At 58.0% G+C, this 16,616-nt stretch carries 17 protein-coding genes; all 17 read left to right on the top strand.

The genetic code is table 11. The features are described 5' to 3' along the window. The first annotated feature begins 344 nt into the window (after positions 1-344). The 17 genes from nadA (at position 345) to lysS (ending at position 16,386) form a co-directional block, all read left to right on the top strand. The gene (nadA, locus tag GT019_RS29725) at positions 345-1,283 is read left to right on the top strand and encodes a quinolinate synthase NadA (RefSeq protein ID WP_161747084.1); all 939 of its coding nucleotides are present in this window, start codon (positions 345-347) and stop codon (positions 1,281-1,283) included. Between the two features lie 43 nt (positions 1,284-1,326). Next, positions 1,327-2,943 carry an L-aspartate oxidase gene (gene nadB / locus GT019_RS29720; protein WP_161747083.1) on the top strand — a complete coding sequence of 539 codons (1,617 nt, stop codon included), beginning with the start codon at positions 1,327-1,329 and terminating at the stop codon, positions 2,941-2,943. Next, the gene (gene nadC, locus GT019_RS29715) at positions 2,936-3,832 is read left to right on the top strand and encodes a carboxylating nicotinate-nucleotide diphosphorylase (protein WP_161747082.1); all 897 of its coding nucleotides are present in this window, start codon (positions 2,936-2,938) and stop codon (positions 3,830-3,832) included. Before nadB ends, nadC begins: the two co-directional genes overlap by 8 nt. Next, the gene (locus GT019_RS29710) at positions 3,829-4,596 is read left to right on the top strand and encodes a type III pantothenate kinase (RefSeq protein ID WP_161747081.1); all 768 of its coding nucleotides are present in this window, start codon (positions 3,829-3,831) and stop codon (positions 4,594-4,596) included. The genes nadC and GT019_RS29710 overlap by 4 nt, the downstream gene beginning before the upstream one ends. A gap of 79 nt (positions 4,597-4,675) precedes the next feature. Beyond that, positions 4,676-5,575, top strand: coding sequence for an Hsp33 family molecular chaperone HslO (hslO, locus tag GT019_RS29705; RefSeq protein ID WP_161747132.1), 900 nt, complete (start codon positions 4,676-4,678; stop codon positions 5,573-5,575). Positions 5,576-5,592: 17 nt separating this feature from the next. Continuing rightward, entirely contained in the window at positions 5,593-6,549 is a 957-nt protein-coding gene (locus GT019_RS29700; protein WP_161747080.1) for a peptidylprolyl isomerase, read from the top strand. A 123-nt stretch (positions 6,550-6,672) separates the two neighbouring features. Then, on the top strand, positions 6,673-7,611 hold the full coding sequence (cysK, locus tag GT019_RS29695) for a cysteine synthase A (protein ID WP_161747079.1): 939 nt from the start codon (positions 6,673-6,675) through the stop codon (positions 7,609-7,611). A 232-nt stretch (positions 7,612-7,843) separates the two neighbouring features. After that, positions 7,844-9,463: an anthranilate synthase component I family protein gene (locus tag GT019_RS29690; protein WP_407945114.1), complete on the top strand. Its 1,620-nt coding sequence runs from the start codon at positions 7,844-7,846 to the stop codon at positions 9,461-9,463. Next, positions 9,444-10,025 (top strand): aminodeoxychorismate/anthranilate synthase component II, encoded by a 582-nt coding sequence (gene pabA, locus GT019_RS29685; protein WP_161747078.1) that lies wholly within the window; start codon positions 9,444-9,446, stop codon positions 10,023-10,025. Before GT019_RS29690 ends, pabA begins: the two co-directional genes overlap by 20 nt. After that, a complete protein-coding gene (locus GT019_RS29680; RefSeq protein ID WP_161747077.1) occupies positions 10,022-10,894 on the top strand; it encodes an aminotransferase class IV in 873 nt (290 codons plus the stop codon). Before pabA ends, GT019_RS29680 begins: the two co-directional genes overlap by 4 nt. Continuing rightward, complete coding sequence (folP, locus tag GT019_RS29675) at positions 10,891-11,754, top strand: dihydropteroate synthase (protein ID WP_161747076.1); 864 nt, start codon at positions 10,891-10,893, stop codon at positions 11,752-11,754. The genes GT019_RS29680 and folP overlap by 4 nt, the downstream gene beginning before the upstream one ends. A 61-nt stretch (positions 11,755-11,815) precedes the next feature. Next, a complete protein-coding gene (gene folB / locus GT019_RS29670) occupies positions 11,816-12,214 on the top strand; it encodes a dihydroneopterin aldolase (RefSeq protein WP_161747075.1) in 399 nt (132 codons plus the stop codon). Continuing rightward, entirely contained in the window at positions 12,186-12,758 is a 573-nt protein-coding gene (gene folK / locus GT019_RS29665; RefSeq protein ID WP_201755646.1) for a 2-amino-4-hydroxy-6-hydroxymethyldihydropteridine diphosphokinase, read from the top strand. Before folB ends, folK begins: the two co-directional genes overlap by 29 nt. Continuing rightward, on the top strand, positions 12,710-12,916 hold the full coding sequence (locus tag GT019_RS29660) for a helix-turn-helix domain-containing protein (RefSeq protein WP_161747074.1): 207 nt from the start codon (positions 12,710-12,712) through the stop codon (positions 12,914-12,916). The genes folK and GT019_RS29660 overlap by 49 nt, the downstream gene beginning before the upstream one ends. 63 nt (positions 12,917-12,979) lie before the next feature. After that, on the top strand, positions 12,980-14,011 hold the full coding sequence (dusB, locus tag GT019_RS29655; protein WP_161747073.1) for a tRNA dihydrouridine synthase DusB: 1,032 nt from the start codon (positions 12,980-12,982) through the stop codon (positions 14,009-14,011). Between the two features lie 251 nt (positions 14,012-14,262). Beyond that, positions 14,263-14,739 (top strand): transcription elongation factor GreA, encoded by a 477-nt coding sequence (greA, locus tag GT019_RS29650; protein ID WP_161747072.1) that lies wholly within the window; start codon positions 14,263-14,265, stop codon positions 14,737-14,739. A 129-nt stretch (positions 14,740-14,868) separates the two neighbouring features. Beyond that, positions 14,869-16,386 carry a lysine--tRNA ligase gene (lysS, locus tag GT019_RS29645; RefSeq protein ID WP_161747071.1) on the top strand — a complete coding sequence of 506 codons (1,518 nt, stop codon included), beginning with the start codon at positions 14,869-14,871 and terminating at the stop codon, positions 16,384-16,386. The last annotated feature ends 230 nt before the right edge of the window (positions 16,387-16,616 follow it).

The following is a 16,616-nucleotide window of genomic DNA, read 5'->3' as shown; positions in this document are numbered from 1 at the left end:
AATACCTGGCGGATTCGGAATCGGAATGCATGAATGCAAGAAGATACAAGCGTGCGGGACGCGTGCCTTTCTAATGCGCGCAAACCTGCCTACAACGGTCAAAACGGCTGCTTTTGTGAGTTGACAGCCTACCGGACCTTGTGTAAATTAAATGTTAATCACTTGTAATGCCGACTGTGAATCAAGGGTTTGGCAGGAAGGGTATTCTAACGGAAATAACCTTGCTCGGGCCCTCGTTCTTGATCATAAAGCGGCACAAACAGGCATAAGGGCAATCGCGCCCGTTTTGTTTTGGCAGAGTTTGTGCATCAGTTCACAAAGTTAGTGAAAAGAGGGGAATAGCCATGGAAGCATTAGCGCTCGAGCGGAAAGCGGAACAAAACCGCGAACTGCGGGAACGTTTGCTGCAGCTGAAGAAGGAACGCAACGCCATTATCCTTGCGCATTATTACCAACGCGACGAGATTCAAGAGGTAGCCGATTTCCGGGGAGATTCCTTCCTGCTGGCGCAGAAGGCGGCGCAAACCGATGCCGACGTCATCGTGTTCTGCGGCGTTCATTTTATGGGCGAGAGCGCGAAGATTCTGGCGCCGAACAAAACGGTCATCATTCCCGACGAACGCGCCGGCTGCCCGATGGCCGACATGGTCAACGTGGACGGCTTGCGCAAGCTGAAAGCCCAGCATCCGAACGCGAAAGTCGTCACATATATTAATTCCTCCGCCGAGATCAAAGCGGAAACCGATATTTGCTGTACGTCCGCCAATGCCGTGCGCGTCGTCAATTCGGTCGATTCCGACGAAATCATCTGGGTGCCGGACAAAAACCTGGGCCATTACGTTCAGCAAAAAACCGACAAAAAGATGATTATCTGGGAAGGCTATTGCAACACGCACGATATGCTGACCGTCAAGGACGTTGAAGAAATGAGAGCGAAGCATCCCAACGCGGAGTTCGTCGTCCACCCGGAATGCCGCCCGGAAGTCGTGGCGCTCGGCGATTTCGTCGGCAGCACGACCGCGATCATCAAATACTGCAAAGAATCCGACGCCAAAGAATTCATCGTCGGCACGGAAGACGGCACCGGCTACCAGCTTCGCCTGGACAGCCCGGATAAGACGTTCCATTTCGCGACCAAATATTTGGTATGCCCGAACATGAAAGTCAACAACTTGAAGAAGCTCGTGAAAAGCCTGGAAACGATGCAGCCGCAAATTTACGTGCCTGAAGATGTCGCCAGCAAAGCGCGGCTGTCCCTGGAGCGCATGCTGCAAGTCAAATAACGTACGTTTACTCCACTTTCCGAAGAGAAAGGAAAGCATCGATATGATTCCACGCTATCTCGTCGACGAGCAGCTCGAAGATCTGCCGGTTTTGTATAAAGACGTCATTGTTATCGGGGCCGGCATCGCCGGTCTTTTTACCGCGATCAAGGCAAGCGAAGACAATGAGGTGCTGATGATTACCAAGAAGTCGCTCCTCGACAGCAACACGCGCTATGCGCAGGGCGGCATTGCCGCGGTTATCTCGGAAGACGATAAGCCGGAATACCATCGTCAAGATACGCTGCTTGCCGGAGCCGGCCTGTGTTCCCAAGAGGCGGTGGATATTTTGGTGCATGAAGGTACCATGGGCGTGCAGGATTTGGTGCGCATGGGCACGAAGTTTGATGTGGAGAACGGCGAATTTGCTTTGACCAAGGAAGGCGCGCACAGCCAGCGGCGGATTTTGCACGCGAATGGCGATGCGACCGGCTTCGAGATCGTTCGTGCACTGTCGGAGAAAGCGGTGGCCAACCCCCGCATCGAGGTGTGGGACGATCATTTTGTCATTGATCTGATCACGGACGATAACGTATGCGTCGGCGCGCTCGTTCAGAAACCGGACGGACAGCGGCTGATCGTGCGCGGCAAAGCGACGATCCTCTGCTCGGGAGGAACCGGACAATTGTATCGCTACACGACCAATCCGGAGGTCGCGACGGGCGACGGGATCGCCATGGCTTACCGTGCCGGAGCGGATATTCGGGATATGGAATTCGTGCAATTTCATCCGACGTCGCTCTGTTATCCCGGCGCGCCCCGGTTCCTGATCTCGGAAGCGGTTCGCGGCGAAGGCGCCGTGCTTCGGAACATCCGCGGCGAGCGCTTCATGGAGAAGTACCACGAGCAGCTCGAGCTCGCGCCGCGGGACGTCGTGGCGCGCGCGATCGTCAGCGAGATGGAAGCGACCAATTCAACGTTCGTTTTTCTGGATGTCACGCACGAATCCGCGGACATGGTCAGGCATCGGTTCCCGAACATTTATGAATACTGCCTGCAATACGGCCTTGATTTGACGACGGACTGGATTCCGGTGGCGCCGGCGGCGCATTATATGATGGGCGGCGTCAGAACCGACTTGAACGGCGAAACGAGCATAGCCCGTTTGTTCGCGTGCGGCGAATGCTCGTCCACGGGCGTGCACGGCGCCAACCGCCTTGCGAGCAACTCGCTGTCGGAAGCGATCGTGTTCGGACGCCGTATCGTCGAGCGCATTAACACGCTGCCGCCTGCCGAGCAGGGATTTCGCGTGCACATGGATTCGCTGGAGCGAAGCGATGCCCCGATCCAAGCCGTGGTGGAGAAACGGCTCAAGCTGCAGAAGATCATGGTCCGCTACGCCGGACTCAAACGCAATGCCAGCGGACTGAGCAAAGGACTCGAAGAGCTGAGCCGGCTCAGTTCGATTTTCCGCTCGGTCATCACGAAGCGCGAGGAATACGAATTTGCGAATTTGTTGACCTGCGCGCTGCTGACGACGAAAGCGGCCGGCACCCGGGAAGAGAGCCGGGGCGCGCACAGCCGCGAAGATTTTCCGGAACGGGACGACCTGACCTGGCGCAAGCATGTCGTGCTTAATCGCGAGCACGGCTCAACGGAGGAGCGAATCGAATATGTTTGAAGCAACATTGGCAACGGCCGGCGGCATTAGCGCGGACGCGGTGCGCGCGCAAATTCGCGCATGGCTTGCCGAAGATATCGGATCGGGCGATATTACGAGCTGGGCGACGATTCCCGCGGGAAGCCGATCGCACGCCGTTATTCATGTGAAAGAATCCGGCGTGCTTGCCGGCATGCCGATCGCGCGGCTCGTGTTCGAGGTCGTGGACGCGACGCTTGCGTTCCGTCCGCTTGCGGCCGACGGTCAGACCGTCGCGAAGGGCGACGTCATCGCGGAGGTGGAAGGAAGCACGCACAGCATCCTGACGGGCGAGCGCCTGGCGCTGAATTTGATGCAGCGGCTGTCCGGCATCGCGACCAAGACGCGCGCTTTCGTCGATGCGCTCGAAGGGCTGCCGACGCGTCTGGTGGATACGCGCAAGACAACGCCTGGACACCGCATGCTGGAGAAATACGCGGTACGGGTCGGCGGCGGCCACAACCATCGTTTCGGCCTGTACGATGCCGTCATGATCAAGGATAATCATATTAAAGGCTCCGGCGGTATCGCGGGCGCCGTGCAAGCCGCGCGCGAAGCGATCCCCCATACGATGAAGATCGAAGTGGAGACGGAGTCGCTCGCGCAAGTCGAGGAAGCGCTGGCGAGCGGCGCGGACATCATTATGCTGGACAACATGCCGCATGATCGGATGCGCGAAGCGGTGCAGGTCATTAAGGCCCGCGCCCCGCATATCATCGTGGAAGCATCCGGCAACGTTCGCCTGGATACCGTTCGCGCGATCGCGGAATGCGGCGTGGACGTCATCTCGGTCGGCGGACTGACGTACTCCTTCCAATCGCTGGACATCAGCTTGGATTTGCACGGCAAAAAGGGAGGCGTGTCCGCTTGATCGTCGTCGTGGACGTAGGCAATACGAATATCGTGCTCGGCATCTACGAAGGCCGGAAGCTGCTTTATCATTGGCGGCTCAGCACGAACCGCTCGGCGACCGTGGATGAATACGGCATCATGATTCACAATCTGTTTCAGATCGCGAACGTGAAGCTGGATCAGATTCAAGGCGTCATCATCTCGTCCGTCGTGCCGCCGCTGATGCGTACGCTGGAGCAGCTGAGCCAGAAATATTTGCGCAAATCGCCGCTGATCGTCGGACCCGGCATCAAGACGGGCCTCAATATCCGCTATGAGAATCCGCGCGAGGTCGGCGCGGACCGGATCGTCAACTCCGTCGCGGGAATCGAGAAATACGGCACGCCGCTGATCGTCGTCGATTTCGGGACGGCGACGACCTTCGATTATATCGACGCGGATAATAACTACCTGGGCGGGGCCATCGTGCCGGGCATCGGCATTTCGACGGAGGCGCTGTACCAGCGCGCCGCGAAGCTGCCGCGCATCGAGCTGATCCGGCCGAAGAGCGTCATCGGGCGGAATCCCGTTACGTCCATGCAGGCCGGGATCATTTTCGGCTATGCCGGGCAAGTGGACGGAATCGTGAACCGGATTCGCAAGGAGTTCGGCGTCAATCCGCGCGTGATCGCGACCGGCGGGCTCGCGGATCTGATCGCGGCCGAGTCGGAGACGATCGAAGAAGTGGACCCGCTGCTGACCTTGGAAGGGCTTCGCATGATTTACGAACGCAACCAGGAGTGAGCTTGGGCAATCCAACCATGACATCGTGCGCAACATTCAAAGATGCAAGACGTTAGGAGGCCATCGCATGGCAGAGGAAATGAAGAGAAAGCAGGATTATCTCGTTCGGGGCACCGCCTGGAACGGGAAACTGCGCGTTTTTGCCGTACAGACGACCGAGCTTGTCGAGGAGATGCGCAGACGGCATAACACGCTGCCGACGACGACGGCGGCATTGGGTCGGACGGCCACGGCGGGCGCCATGATGGGAGCCATGTTGAAGGGCAACGAGAAGCTGACGATTCAGGTGAAAGGCGACGGTCCGGTCGGGCAGATCGTCGTGGACGCCAACGCGAACGGCGAGGTTCGCGGCTACGTGGACGACCCGCAGGTGCAGCTCCCGAGCAACGCGCTCGGCAAATTGGATGTCGCGGGCGCGGTAGGACGAACGGGTTACATCCATATCATCAAAGACCTGGGCTTGAAAGAACCGTACCGCGGCAGCACGCCGATCGTTTCGGGGGAGTTGGCGGAAGACTTCACGTATTATTTCGCCACGTCGGAGCAGACGCCTTCCGTGGTCGGACTCAGCGTGCTCGTCGACGAATACGGCCAAGTGATCACGGCAGGCGGGTTTATCGTCCAAGTCATGCCCGGCATGACCGATGACGAGGTGACGAGGCTGGAGACGGCGATTGCCGAATTGCCTCCCATCTCGGCGCTGATGGAGCGGGGAGAAACGCCGGAAGGGCTGCTGCGCTGGGTAGTCGGCGAGGACGTGCAGCTGATGGACGAGCTCGCCATCGTCTTTAAATGCCAATGTTCCCAAGAACGCGTGGAGCGCACCCTCATCAGCATGGGGGCGCAGGAATTGAAACAGATCATTGAGGATGACGGACAAGCTGAAGTCGAGTGCCATTTCTGCAACGAGAAGTATGTTTTTGACCGCCCGCAGCTGGAGATGCTGCTCGAACAGGCGAAGCCGAAACCGATGCACTAATCGGAGGCCGAGCGAACATGAGGAAAGACCGGGTGCTGAAGTACATCGTGGTGCTTCAAGCATTGTGTTTGATTATTTTGGCGTTCATCGTCGTGTACCGCGTGCTGCTGCCGCCCAAATCGACGCCGCAGGTGCCGTCCGGAGATGCGCAGGATCATAACGACGCGCCCGCGGAAGAACCGGAACCGGTCGCGGCCAAAGTCGGCGGCGAGCCGATTACCGTGAAAGAGCTCAATGACCAGCTGCGATTGCAGTATGGCGACGGCGTGCTGCGAACCTTGATGGTCCATGCGGCCATTCGCATGGATGCGCAAGCCTACGGTTTGCAAGTAACCGCCACCGAGCTGAACGAAGAGCTGGCTTCCGCGATGGAAGGGTACGACGGCGAGGAACAGTATTTTGCCGCCATGCGGGACCAGCTCGGCCTGACGCCGGACGAGATCCGGGAGGATGCGAAGTACCGGCTGCTGCTGGAGAAGATCGCCGTGCGGACCGCCGATGTCAGCGAAGCCGAGGAAGACGCGTACATCGCGGACAACGAGCGGGAGTTTGCGGCCCGCACGCAGCTGCGCATTTCGTGGATCCTCTCGAAGACGGAGAAGGATGCGGACGACGTGCTTCAGAAGCTGGCCGACGGCGAGGATTTCGCGCTGATGGCCAAGACCTACTCCATCGACGCCGATACGGCCGATGACGGCGGGGATCTGGGGTACATCGACGCGGACGATCCGCTGGCCGACCAGGCTATGCTGGAAGCCGCCAACAAGCTGAGCGTCGGAGAGACGACGGGGCCGATCCCGGTAGACGGCGGGCAAGCGGTCATCCGCTTGACGGAGAAGCAGACCGACGAGCAGTTGGACCAGGAGCAAATGCACGATCGGGCACGCAAGGAAATCGCCATGGAGAAGCTGAACGGACAGCGGGCGATCGAAGACAGCCTGCTTGCAAAATACAACGCCGTCGTCATCCAATAGCCGGGCCATCAAGGTCACCGATGCGGCTGCAGACGGAAACTCGCTATTGACAACGTCTGGGTTTCATTGGTACTATGTTAGTAAAACCTACTGAATTGGTCGGAATAAGGAGGAGCAACTTTCATGGCTAAAATTGTACAAAGCGTTACCGAGCTCATCGGGGATACGCCGCTTGTCCGTTTGAACCGTTTGGTGCCGGAGGACAGCGCGGAAATCTACGTTAAACTGGAGTATCAAAACCCGGGCGCGAGCGTGAAGGACCGGATTGCCATCAGCATGATCGAAGTTGCCGAGCAGGAAGGACGCATCAAACCAGGGGATACGATCGTTGAACCGACGAGCGGCAACACAGGAATCGGTCTGGCGATGGTCGCGGCGGCCAAAGGCTACAAAGCGATCCTCGTGATGCCCGAGACGATGAGCGTCGAGCGCCGCAACCTGCTTCGCGCCTATGGAGCGGAGCTCGTGTTGACGCCGGGAGCCGAAGGCATGAACGGCGCGGTACGCCGTGCGGAAGAGCTGCAAGCCGAGAACCCGTCCTACTTTATTCCGCAGCAATTCAAGAACCAAGCGAACGTGAAAATCCACCGCGAAACGACGGGCCCGGAAATCGTGGAAGCGATTAATTCGCTCGACGGCAAGCTCGATGCGTTCGTCGCGGGTATCGGAACCGGCGGCACGATCTCCGGCGCGGGCGAAGTGCTGAAAAAGAACTTCCCCGGCATCAAAGTCGTGGCGGTTGAACCGGCGGCGTCTCCGCTGTTGTCCGGCGGCAGCCCGGGCGGGCACAAGATCCAAGGAATCGGCGCGAACTTCATCCCCGAGATCCTGAACCGCGAGATCTACGATCAAGTCATCACGATCGAGAACGAAGAAGCATTCGAAACCGCTCGCCGCGCCGCGAAAGAAGAAGGCATTTTGTGCGGCATTTCTTCCGGCGCCGCGATCTTCGCTGCTTTGAAGGTCGCGAAGGAGCTGGGCAAAGGCAAACGCGTCGTTGCGATCATTCCGTCCAACGGCGAGCGCTATCTGTCCACGCCGCTGTTCAATTTCGAGAACTAATTACGGCGTAGTTGCCGTTCGTACGGGGAGAGGACCTTCTTTTGCAGAGGTCCTCTTTTTGCATATCGCGCGATGCGACTACGATACGATCGAATCGGCGGATTTTCAGCGAGCGCGGTTCGCGTCGGTCTGCTTCTCCGGCCCTTTTCTTTTCCGGGCAATTTCGGTATACTAGCTTCCAAACCGAGAGCGAAGGCTCTTATGAACGGCGAAGAAGCGGAGGGGCTGCAAATTGGAACGGACAGCCTTTAGGGATTGGTTGGAGTGGCAGGAGCAAGGCTATACCTCGCTGCCGCTGCTGATGAAGCGCCCCCTGTCGGGGAGCGAAGGGGAGCGCCCGGCTTCATGGGAGGCGGCGTGGAGAACGGCAGCCCCGCATGCATTCGTGTTGGAAAGCGGCAAATCCGGACGCTATACGTATTTGGGTCTCCATCCGGCTTCCGTCATACGGGGCGACAGCCAGCGGGGAGAGGCGGTCGACGCGTTGACCGGACGCGTGACGGTCTATGAGCAGAAGCCGCTCGAGGCCGTGCGCAGCTGGATGGGCGGACGCAAGGCGCCACGCGTACCGGGTTCTCCGAAGTGGACGGGCGGCTGCGCGGGCTTCTGGAGCTATGACGTCGTAAGGACGATCGAGCGTCTCCCGGAGCTGGCGGCCGACGATCTTGGACTGCCGGAGTACCTGTTTATGCGCATGGACGAGCTTTGGATCCTCGACCATGAGGAACGTGTGTTAATGACGGCGGTTCATACGGATCTGCCGGCGGACGCTTCGCATGGGATGTTGGAATCCTTATACACGCAAGCTTGCATCCGGACAGAGCGGCTGATGGCGCAGTGGGCGGCGTTCGCAGGCGGGAGGGCGGGGTTAGAGGCCGAGGCGCTGCGCGCCGAACGCGTTCGTTTTATGGACGAAGGGTCGCTTCACATCGACGTGGAGTCGGTGGGCGGGATCGCGTCGCCGTTCGCCAGGGCGGCTTATCAGGAGGCGGTCGAACGGATTCGCGATTACATCGCGGCGGGCGACGCGTTTCAGGTCAACCTGTCCCAGCGCCAGGATCGGCCGTCCAAGGCGGACGCCCGCGAGCTGTATGAATGGCTTCGCCTGGTGAATCCTTCGCCGTATATGGGCTACATCGGCGCGCCTGATTTCCAGCTCGTGTCGGCTTCGCCCGAGCTGCTCGTGGAGCTCGCGGACGGTAAATTGGCGACAAGGCCGATCGCGGGCACCAGGCGCCGCGGCCGCACGGAAGAAGAGGATCGCAGGATGGCGGAGGAGTTGCTGGCCACGGAGAAAGAGCGGGCGGAGCATATCATGCTCGTCGATCTGGAGCGCAACGACCTCGGGCGAATCTCGGCTTACGGCACCGTGAAGGTCGAGGAATTGATGGTCATCGAATACTACAGCCATGTCATGCATTTGGTTTCGCAGGTAGAGGGCGAGCTGGCGGCGGGCAAGGATGCGTACGACGTGATCGCCGCGACCTTCCCCGGCGGGACGATCACCGGCGCGCCCAAGATCCGGACGATGGAGATCATCGAAGAACTCGAGCCGACGAGGCGCGGGCCCTACACGGGATCGATGGGATGGATTGACTATAACGGGGATATGGAATTTAATATTATTATACGAACGATGCTCGTGAAGGACGAAGTCGTGCATATTCAAGCCGGAGCCGGCATCGTGATCGACTCCCTGCCGGAACGCGAATATGTCGAATCCATGAACAAAGCCAAGGCCCTCTGGAAGGCGATCCAATACAGCGAGCAATGGACGGCGCTGGTCGGCGCTTCGGCGGGCAGGCAGCCAGTTACCGAAGGGGGAAACGCGAATGATATTGGTCATCGATAATTATGATTCGTTTACGTACAACTTGGTGCAATACCTGGGCGAGCTGGGCGAGGACATCGTCGTCAAGCGGAATGACGAGATCGACCTGGAAGGCATCGCGGCGTTGAAGCCGGATCATATCCTCATTTCGCCGGGGCCATGCAGCCCGAACGAGGCGGGCATCAGCCTTGCGCTTATCGACCGCTTCAAGGGCGAGATTCCGATCTTCGGCGTCTGCCTGGGCCATCAGGCGATCGGACAAGCCTTCGGCGGCGAAGTCGTTCGCGCGGAGAAACTGATGCACGGCAAAACCTCGCAGATTCATCACGACGGACGGACCATCTTCGCCGGTATTCCCTCTCCCTACACGGCCACCCGGTACCATTCGCTGATCGTCAAGCGCGAGACGCTGCCGGACTGCCTGGAGATCAGCGCGGAGACGGAGGAAGGCGAAATAATGGGACTTCGCCATAAAGAATACGCCATCGAGGGCGTTCAATTTCATCCCGAATCCATCATCACCGAGAACGGGCTTACCTTGCTTCGCAACTTCCTCGGTTTGCGCGCAGGCGCGGCACGATGAACGTCGGTTGGAACGGCTGCGTCAAGCCGCAGGAAGAAGCCGTGATCTCGGTTTACGATCACGGTTTTTTGTATGGGATGGGCTTGTTCGAGACGTTCCGGACATATGGCGGGCAGCCCTATCTGCTTGAGCTGCACTTGGAGCGCCTCGCCGCGGGCTGCAGGTCGCTCGGCATTCGCTATGAGCCGGATGCGGAAGAGCTTCGTCGCTGGCTTCGCGAATTGATGGCCGCGAACGGGCTGGCGGAAGCGTACGTCAGGCTGACGGTGACGGCCGGCGAGGATATCCTCGGACTCCCGAGCGGCGATTATGAATCGCCCAATGCGCTGCTGCTGGTCAAATCGCTGCCCGCGACGAATCCTGAGCTGTATCAAGCCGGCCGCGAGCTCGTTCAGCTTTCTACCCTTCGCAATACGCCGGAAGGCGAAGTCCGGTTGAAATCGCTGCACTACATGAATAACATCGTGGCAAAGCGGGAATTAACGGCAATAGGGGCTTCTCAAGGCGCGGAAGGGCTGATGCTGACGCGGGAAGGCTGGCTGGCCGAGGGGATCGTAAGCAACCTCTTCTTCGCGCGGGCCGGGCAGCTGCGCACGCCGGCGATTTCAACGGGCATCCTGCCAGGCATTACGCGCAGGCGGGTGCTGGAGCTGGCCGCGCGGGAAGGCTTGCCCGCGGAGGAAGGCCTGTATACATGGCATGAGCTGGCCGGGGCCGATGAGGTCTGGGTGACCAACTCCATCCAGGAACTGGTGCCGATCACGGCGCTGAGAGACCAGAATGGACACGTCCATAAGGTCGGTGACGGGCATGCCGGGCCGATAACGACGAGGCTGCTGGGCCTTTACCGGGAGGATACGAACCGATGAACGAACGACAACGCGAACTTCAGCGATGGCCGTACCGGCGCGAATACGTTTTTCCGGACGGAGTAAAGCTGGAGCTTGGCAAACGAACCTTGATCATGGGCATTTTGAATGCGACGCCGGATTCGTTTTCCGACGGCGGACGATACGGCAAAGCGGAAGCCGCGGTGCATCATGCGCGCCGGATGGCTGCCGAAGGCGCCGACATCATCGATATCGGAGGGGAGTCCACCAGACCGGGATTCGCCGCGGTTCCGCTGGAGGAGGAATTGGAGCGGGTCCTTCCGGTCATTCGCGCCGTTCGGGCGGCGCTGCCTGACATGCCGCTATCCATCGATACCTATAAGGCGGAAACCGCCAAGCAAGCCTTGCAGGCGGGCGCGCACATCATTAACGATATTTGGGGGCTGAAAGCCGATCCCCGCATGGCAGAGGTCGCGTCGGACTTCCGCTGCCCGGTCATCATCAGCCATAACCGGGATAACCGCGGATACGGCGATTTGGCCGCGGACGTTATGGCGGATCTCCGCGAAAGCATCGCGATTGCGCGGGCCGCCGGCGTGCGAGGCGACGACATTTGGCTCGACCCCGGCATCGGCTTTGCCAAGACGCATGCGGACAACCTGTCGCTGATGAATCGGCTTCGTACGCTCACCGGGGAGGGTTACCCGGTCCTGCTGGGCACGTCGCGCAAGAAATTCATCCGCGATACGCTCGGGCTGCAGACCAACGAAGTCGCGTTCGGCACGGCGGCCACGACGGTGCTGGGCATCGCCCAAGGCTGCCAGATCGTCCGCGTCCATGACGTGCGAAGCAACAAGGAAGCGGCCATGATGACCGACGCCATCGTCTATCCGCGTTAGAGAAATTCGTTCTGACGGTTATGTAAGCAATACAAGCCCATTTCGGGAAGGGGAATGAATAATGTCGACGGATAGGATGACGCTGCGCGGAATGCGATTTTTCGGGTATCATGGCGTTTTTCCGGAGGAAAATAAACTAGGACAGCAGTATATTGTCGATCTGGGGCTTAGGCTCGATTTGGCGGAAGCGGCCGCGACCGATAATCTGGAGGCCACCGTTAATTACGCCGAAGTCTACGCGTTCGTGAAAGAGATCGTCCAAGGCCCGCCTTTCAAACTGATCGAGGCTTTAGCCGGTAACATTGCATCGGCCGTGCTCGACGCTTATACTAGTGTAAATGAAGTGACGGTATCCGTAACGAAGCCGAATCCGCCGTTCGAGATTTATTTCGACGGAGTGACGGTGGAACTTTGCAGAAAGCGGGATGACCATGGCAGACTACGACCCGCAGCCAACTGACGTGCATTTGAACCCGGCCAGCCATACGGCGTACATCGCGCTGGGCTCCAACGTCGGAGACCGCGCCGGGCTCCTTCGGGATGCGCTGCGCTTGCTCGACGAGCATCCCGCTATTGAAGTGCGCCGCATATCGGCCGTCTACGAGACCGCGCCGGTCGGCTTTACCGATCAGCCGGCTTTTCTCAATATGGCCGCGGCGCTCGGCACCTCGCTTGACCCGTTGCAACTGCTTCGGGCCATGCTCGGCATGGAGAGCCGGTTGGGCCGGACGAGGGATGTCCGCTGGGGGCCGCGTACGATCGACCTGGATCTGCTGTTATACGAAGAGGTTGTGATGGAGGAAGAAGAGCTGACGTTGCCCCATCCTCGGATGATGGAACGGGCCTTCGTTCTTGTACCGCTTGCCGACGTGCTGGAGAACGGGCATGCGCTGCACGGGCAGGCGACCTACATCGCGCAGCGGGCGTTACGGGACAGAGGGGAAGGAATCGCGCTATGGAATACGATCAATTGGCAGGGCGCGTCCGCGCATTCCGAAAGCTGAAAGGGTACACGCAGCAGGAGCTGGCAGCGAAGCTGGAAATATCCGTTGCCGTGCTGGGCTCCTTGGAGCGGGGAACGCGCAAGCCCGACCCTAAACTGCTGGAACGCATCGCGGATGCGCTCGGAGTCGGCTACGCCGACTTAACCGCCGAATCATAATGAACCGTATGCAACAAACTACATTATATTACCTGTGCGAGTCAGAAGGGAGACCGGATGTTCATGCTTAAAATCGGAAACATCGAGATGAAAAACAGAGTCGTGCTGGCGCCGATGGCAGGTGTGTGCAACCCGGCTTTCCGACTGATCGCCAAAGAATTCGGTACCGGCCTGGTTTGCGCCGAGATGGTCAGCGACAAGGCAATCCTGCACGGCAACAAGCGCACGATGGAGATGCTGTTCGTCGACGAGCGCGAGAAGCCCCTCAGCCTGCAAATATTCGGCGGCGACCGCGAGTCGTTGGTGGAAGCGGCGAAGGTCGTCGATAAACAAACGAATGCCGACATCATCGATATCAACATGGGCTGCCCCGTGCCGAAAGTAACCAAATGCGATGCGGGCGCCCGCTGGCTGCTCGACCCCAACAAGATTTACGAGATGGTGTCGGCGGTCGTCGATGCCGTCGATAAACCCGTTACCGTCAAGATGCGCATCGGCTGGGACAGCGAGCACGTGTACGCAGTGGAGAACGCGCAAGCCGTCGAGCGCGCGGGAGGCAAAGCGGTCAGCGTGCACGGCCGCACGCGGGAGCAATTGTATACCGGCACGGCCAATTGGGATATTATAAGGGATGTTAAGCAGGCGGTATCGATTCCCGTTATTGGCAACGGGGACGTGTTCACGCCGGAGGACGCGCAGAAGATCCTGGAGCATACCGGTTGCGACGGCGTCATGATCGGCCGCGGCGCGCTTGGCAATCCATGGATGCTTTACCGGACGATTCATTATTTAACGACGGGCGAGCTCCTGAACGATCCGACGCCGCGCGAGAAAATGGACGTCGCGATCCTTCACATGGACCGCCTCGTCAACCTTAAGGGAGAATTCACGGCCGTGCGCGAGATGCGCAAGCATTTGGCCTGGTACCTGAAAGGCATCCCTGGCGCGGCGCGCGTCAAAGACGTCATCATGGAAGAGACGACCCGCGACAAGATGGTGCGGATTCTGGGGGATTTTGTCGAAACCTTGGGCGAGAAGAGCGAAACGCCCGTGGCGGCAGTCTCATCTTCCAAGGACGAGGTCGTATACCACTGAAACCGAACGCAAAGGCGCCCGCGCGGCCCTTTGCGTTTCGTGAAGTTAAGCGATTACATGGGCAATTGGCTTTCGTTGACATATAGATAAACATGAAATATAATCTTCCAATAACAAACCGTCTGCCTGGATTAGGATTGTCGAACTGATTACTGCGCGGTGTCATCATGGGCATGGAGCGTAATATATTAAGTAACAGTGAATTCATACACAGGTATGAATAAAAGCCACATGACAGGAGAAATGGTACCATGAGCGATAAAGAGATTATTCTTACACAAGACGGTCTGAACAAGCTTGAGGACGAACTGGAGAACCTGAAATCCGTCAAGCGTCGTGAAGTGGCTGAGCGGATCAAAGTGGCGATTGGCTATGGCGATATCAGCGAGAATTCCGAATACGAAGACGCGAAGAACGAGCAGGCTTTTATCGAAGGCCGCATCATTACGCTGGAGAAAATGCTCCGCAACGCGCGCATCATCAATAACGACGAAATCCACGTCGACATGGTCAGCATCGGCTCGATCGTGACGGTGGAGGATTTGGAATTCGGCGACACGATGGAATACACGATCGTGGGCACGGCAGAATCCGATCCCCTGCAAAACAAGATCTCGAACGAAAGTCCGGTTGGAAAAGCGATTCTCGGCAAGATTAAAGGAACAACCGTGGAAGTCAGCGTACCTGCCGGCATTATTCAATATAAAATCGTCGATATCAAGAAATAAACAGGCATGCCTTTCGAAAAAGCTTCCTTGTGGAAGCTTTTTTCAACATAGAGGAACATTTCAGGCAGCAATTAAGCACGTGCGGCGGGCGTTTACGCGTCCGTTGCAGGAATTAGAAGGAGATGAATCATGGTGGAGCAAGGTACGGGTGGTATTCAAGAGCAAGAGCTGAGCGAGCTTCTGCAGATCAGAAGGGACAAGCTGGACGAGCTCCGGGGCTTGGGAATCGATCCGTTCGGCGGCAAATTCGAGCGGTCTCATCAAGCAAAGCAAATTTTGGATTCGTATGACGAAGCAAGCAAGGAAGACCTCGAGGAGCAGGCCGTAGAAGTATCCATGGCGGGCCGCATCATGCAGAAACGCAGCATGGGCAAAGCCAGCTTCTCGCATATTCAGGATTTGAGCGGGAAGATCCAAATCTACGTGCGCAAAGATTCCGTCGAGGAAAAGCAGTACCGAGCGTTCGACCTGCTGGATATCGGCGATATCATCGGCGTGCGGGGAACCGTGTTCAAGACCAACACGGGCGAGACGTCCATTAAAGCGAAGGATATCGAAGTGCTTTCCAAATCGCTGCTTCCGCTGCCGGATAAGTTCCACGGCCTCAAGGACGTAGAGCTGCGCTACCGCCAGCGCTACGTGGATCTCATTACGAATCCGGAAGTGCAGCAAACGTTCATTTCCCGTTCGCGCATCATTCAATCGATGCGCCGTTATTTGGATGCGCGCGGATACCTGGAAGTCGAGACGCCGACGCTGCATGCGATCGCCGGCGGCGCGGCGGCGCGTCCGTTCATCACGCATCATAATGCGCTGGACATGCAGCTGTACATGCGGATCGCGATCGAGCTTCATCTGAAGCGCCTGATCGTAGGCGGCATGGAGAAGGTTTACGAGATCGGCCGCGTTTACCGCAACGAAGGCATTTCGACGCGTCATAATCCTGAATTTACCATGATCGAGCTGTACGAGGCCTATGCCGATTACAAAGATATCATGGCGCTTACCGAGTCGCTCGTTGCGCATATCGCGCAAGAGGTGCTCGGTACTACGAAGATCATGTATCAAGGCCAGGAAGTCGACCTGACGCCGCCGTGGCGCCGCGTCTCCATGGTCGAATTGGTCAAAGAAACGACGGGCGTCGATTTCAGCCAGCAAATGACGGACGAAGAAGCGCATGTTCACGCCAAGACTCACAACGTGAAAGTAGAACCGCATATGACCTTCGGTCATATCTTGAACGCCTTCTTTGAAGAGTTCGTGGAGCACACGCTGATCCAGCCGACGTTCGTAACGGGGCACCCCGTCGCGATATCGCCGCTTGCCAAGAAGAATGACCTCGATCCGCGCTTTACCGACCGGTTCGAGCTGTTCATCGTCGCGCGCGAACATGCCAATGCCTTTACCGAGCTGAACGATCCGATCGATCAGCGCCAGCGTTTCGAATCCCAGTTGCTCGAGAAAGAGCAAGGCAACGACGAAGCGCACGAGATGGACGAAGACTTTATTCGCGCGCTGGAGTACGGCATGCCGCCTACGGGAGGACTCGGCATCGGCATCGATCGTCTGGTCATGCTGCTGACGGATGCGCCGTCCATCAGAGACGTCCTGTTGTTCCCGCTTATGCGCGAGCGTGCAGGTGAATAATCAGAGTTTAGAAACGCAGGATTCCCTGCGTTTCTACTTTTTTTGAGGAATGACGTATATTTTAGAAAAAGTTATAAAAATGGGTTGCAATCCCCTTCTGGGTTATGATATATTAATCAAGTCGCCGCTGAGACATGGGCGATACGAGAAAATAACTTGTTCCTTGAAAACTGAACAATGAGCGACCTGTCAAACAGGTTTAAATGTAAGTCAGCGATGAGCTAACAAGC

The sequence above is a fragment of the Paenibacillus glycinis genome (assembly GCF_009909185.1).
Taxonomy (GTDB): Bacteria; Bacillota; Bacilli; order Paenibacillales; family Paenibacillaceae; genus Paenibacillus_Z; species Paenibacillus_Z glycinis.
This window is presented reverse-complemented; position numbering and strand designations above follow the sequence as displayed.

Excerpts from the sequence above, each read along its gene's own strand:
- nadC (WP_161747082.1), top strand. The coding sequence starts at position 2,936 with ATGTTTGAAGCAACATTGGCAACGGCCGGCGGCATTAGCGCGGACGCG.
- folK (WP_201755646.1), top strand. The coding sequence starts at position 12,186 with ATGGCAGACTACGACCCGCAGCCAACTGACGTGCATTTGAACCCGGCC.
- hslO (WP_161747132.1), top strand. The coding sequence starts at position 4,676 with ATGAAGAGAAAGCAGGATTATCTCGTTCGGGGCACCGCCTGGAACGGG.
- folB (WP_161747075.1), top strand. The coding sequence starts at position 11,816 with ATGTCGACGGATAGGATGACGCTGCGCGGAATGCGATTTTTCGGGTAT.
- nadA (WP_161747084.1), top strand. The coding sequence starts at position 345 with ATGGAAGCATTAGCGCTCGAGCGGAAAGCGGAACAAAACCGCGAACTG.
- pabA (WP_161747078.1), top strand. The coding sequence starts at position 9,444 with ATGATATTGGTCATCGATAATTATGATTCGTTTACGTACAACTTGGTG.
- cysK (WP_161747079.1), top strand. The coding sequence starts at position 6,673 with ATGGCTAAAATTGTACAAAGCGTTACCGAGCTCATCGGGGATACGCCG.
- GT019_RS29700 (WP_161747080.1), top strand. The coding sequence starts at position 5,593 with ATGAGGAAAGACCGGGTGCTGAAGTACATCGTGGTGCTTCAAGCATTG.
- greA (WP_161747072.1), top strand. The coding sequence starts at position 14,263 with ATGAGCGATAAAGAGATTATTCTTACACAAGACGGTCTGAACAAGCTT.
- GT019_RS29660 (WP_161747074.1), top strand. The coding sequence starts at position 12,710 with ATGGAATACGATCAATTGGCAGGGCGCGTCCGCGCATTCCGAAAGCTG.
- folP (WP_161747076.1), top strand. The coding sequence starts at position 10,891 with ATGAACGAACGACAACGCGAACTTCAGCGATGGCCGTACCGGCGCGAA.
- dusB (WP_161747073.1), top strand. The coding sequence starts at position 12,980 with ATGCTTAAAATCGGAAACATCGAGATGAAAAACAGAGTCGTGCTGGCG.
- nadB (WP_161747083.1), top strand. The coding sequence starts at position 1,327 with ATGATTCCACGCTATCTCGTCGACGAGCAGCTCGAAGATCTGCCGGTT.
- GT019_RS29680 (WP_161747077.1), top strand. The coding sequence starts at position 10,022 with ATGAACGTCGGTTGGAACGGCTGCGTCAAGCCGCAGGAAGAAGCCGTG.
- lysS (WP_161747071.1), top strand. The coding sequence starts at position 14,869 with ATGGTGGAGCAAGGTACGGGTGGTATTCAAGAGCAAGAGCTGAGCGAG.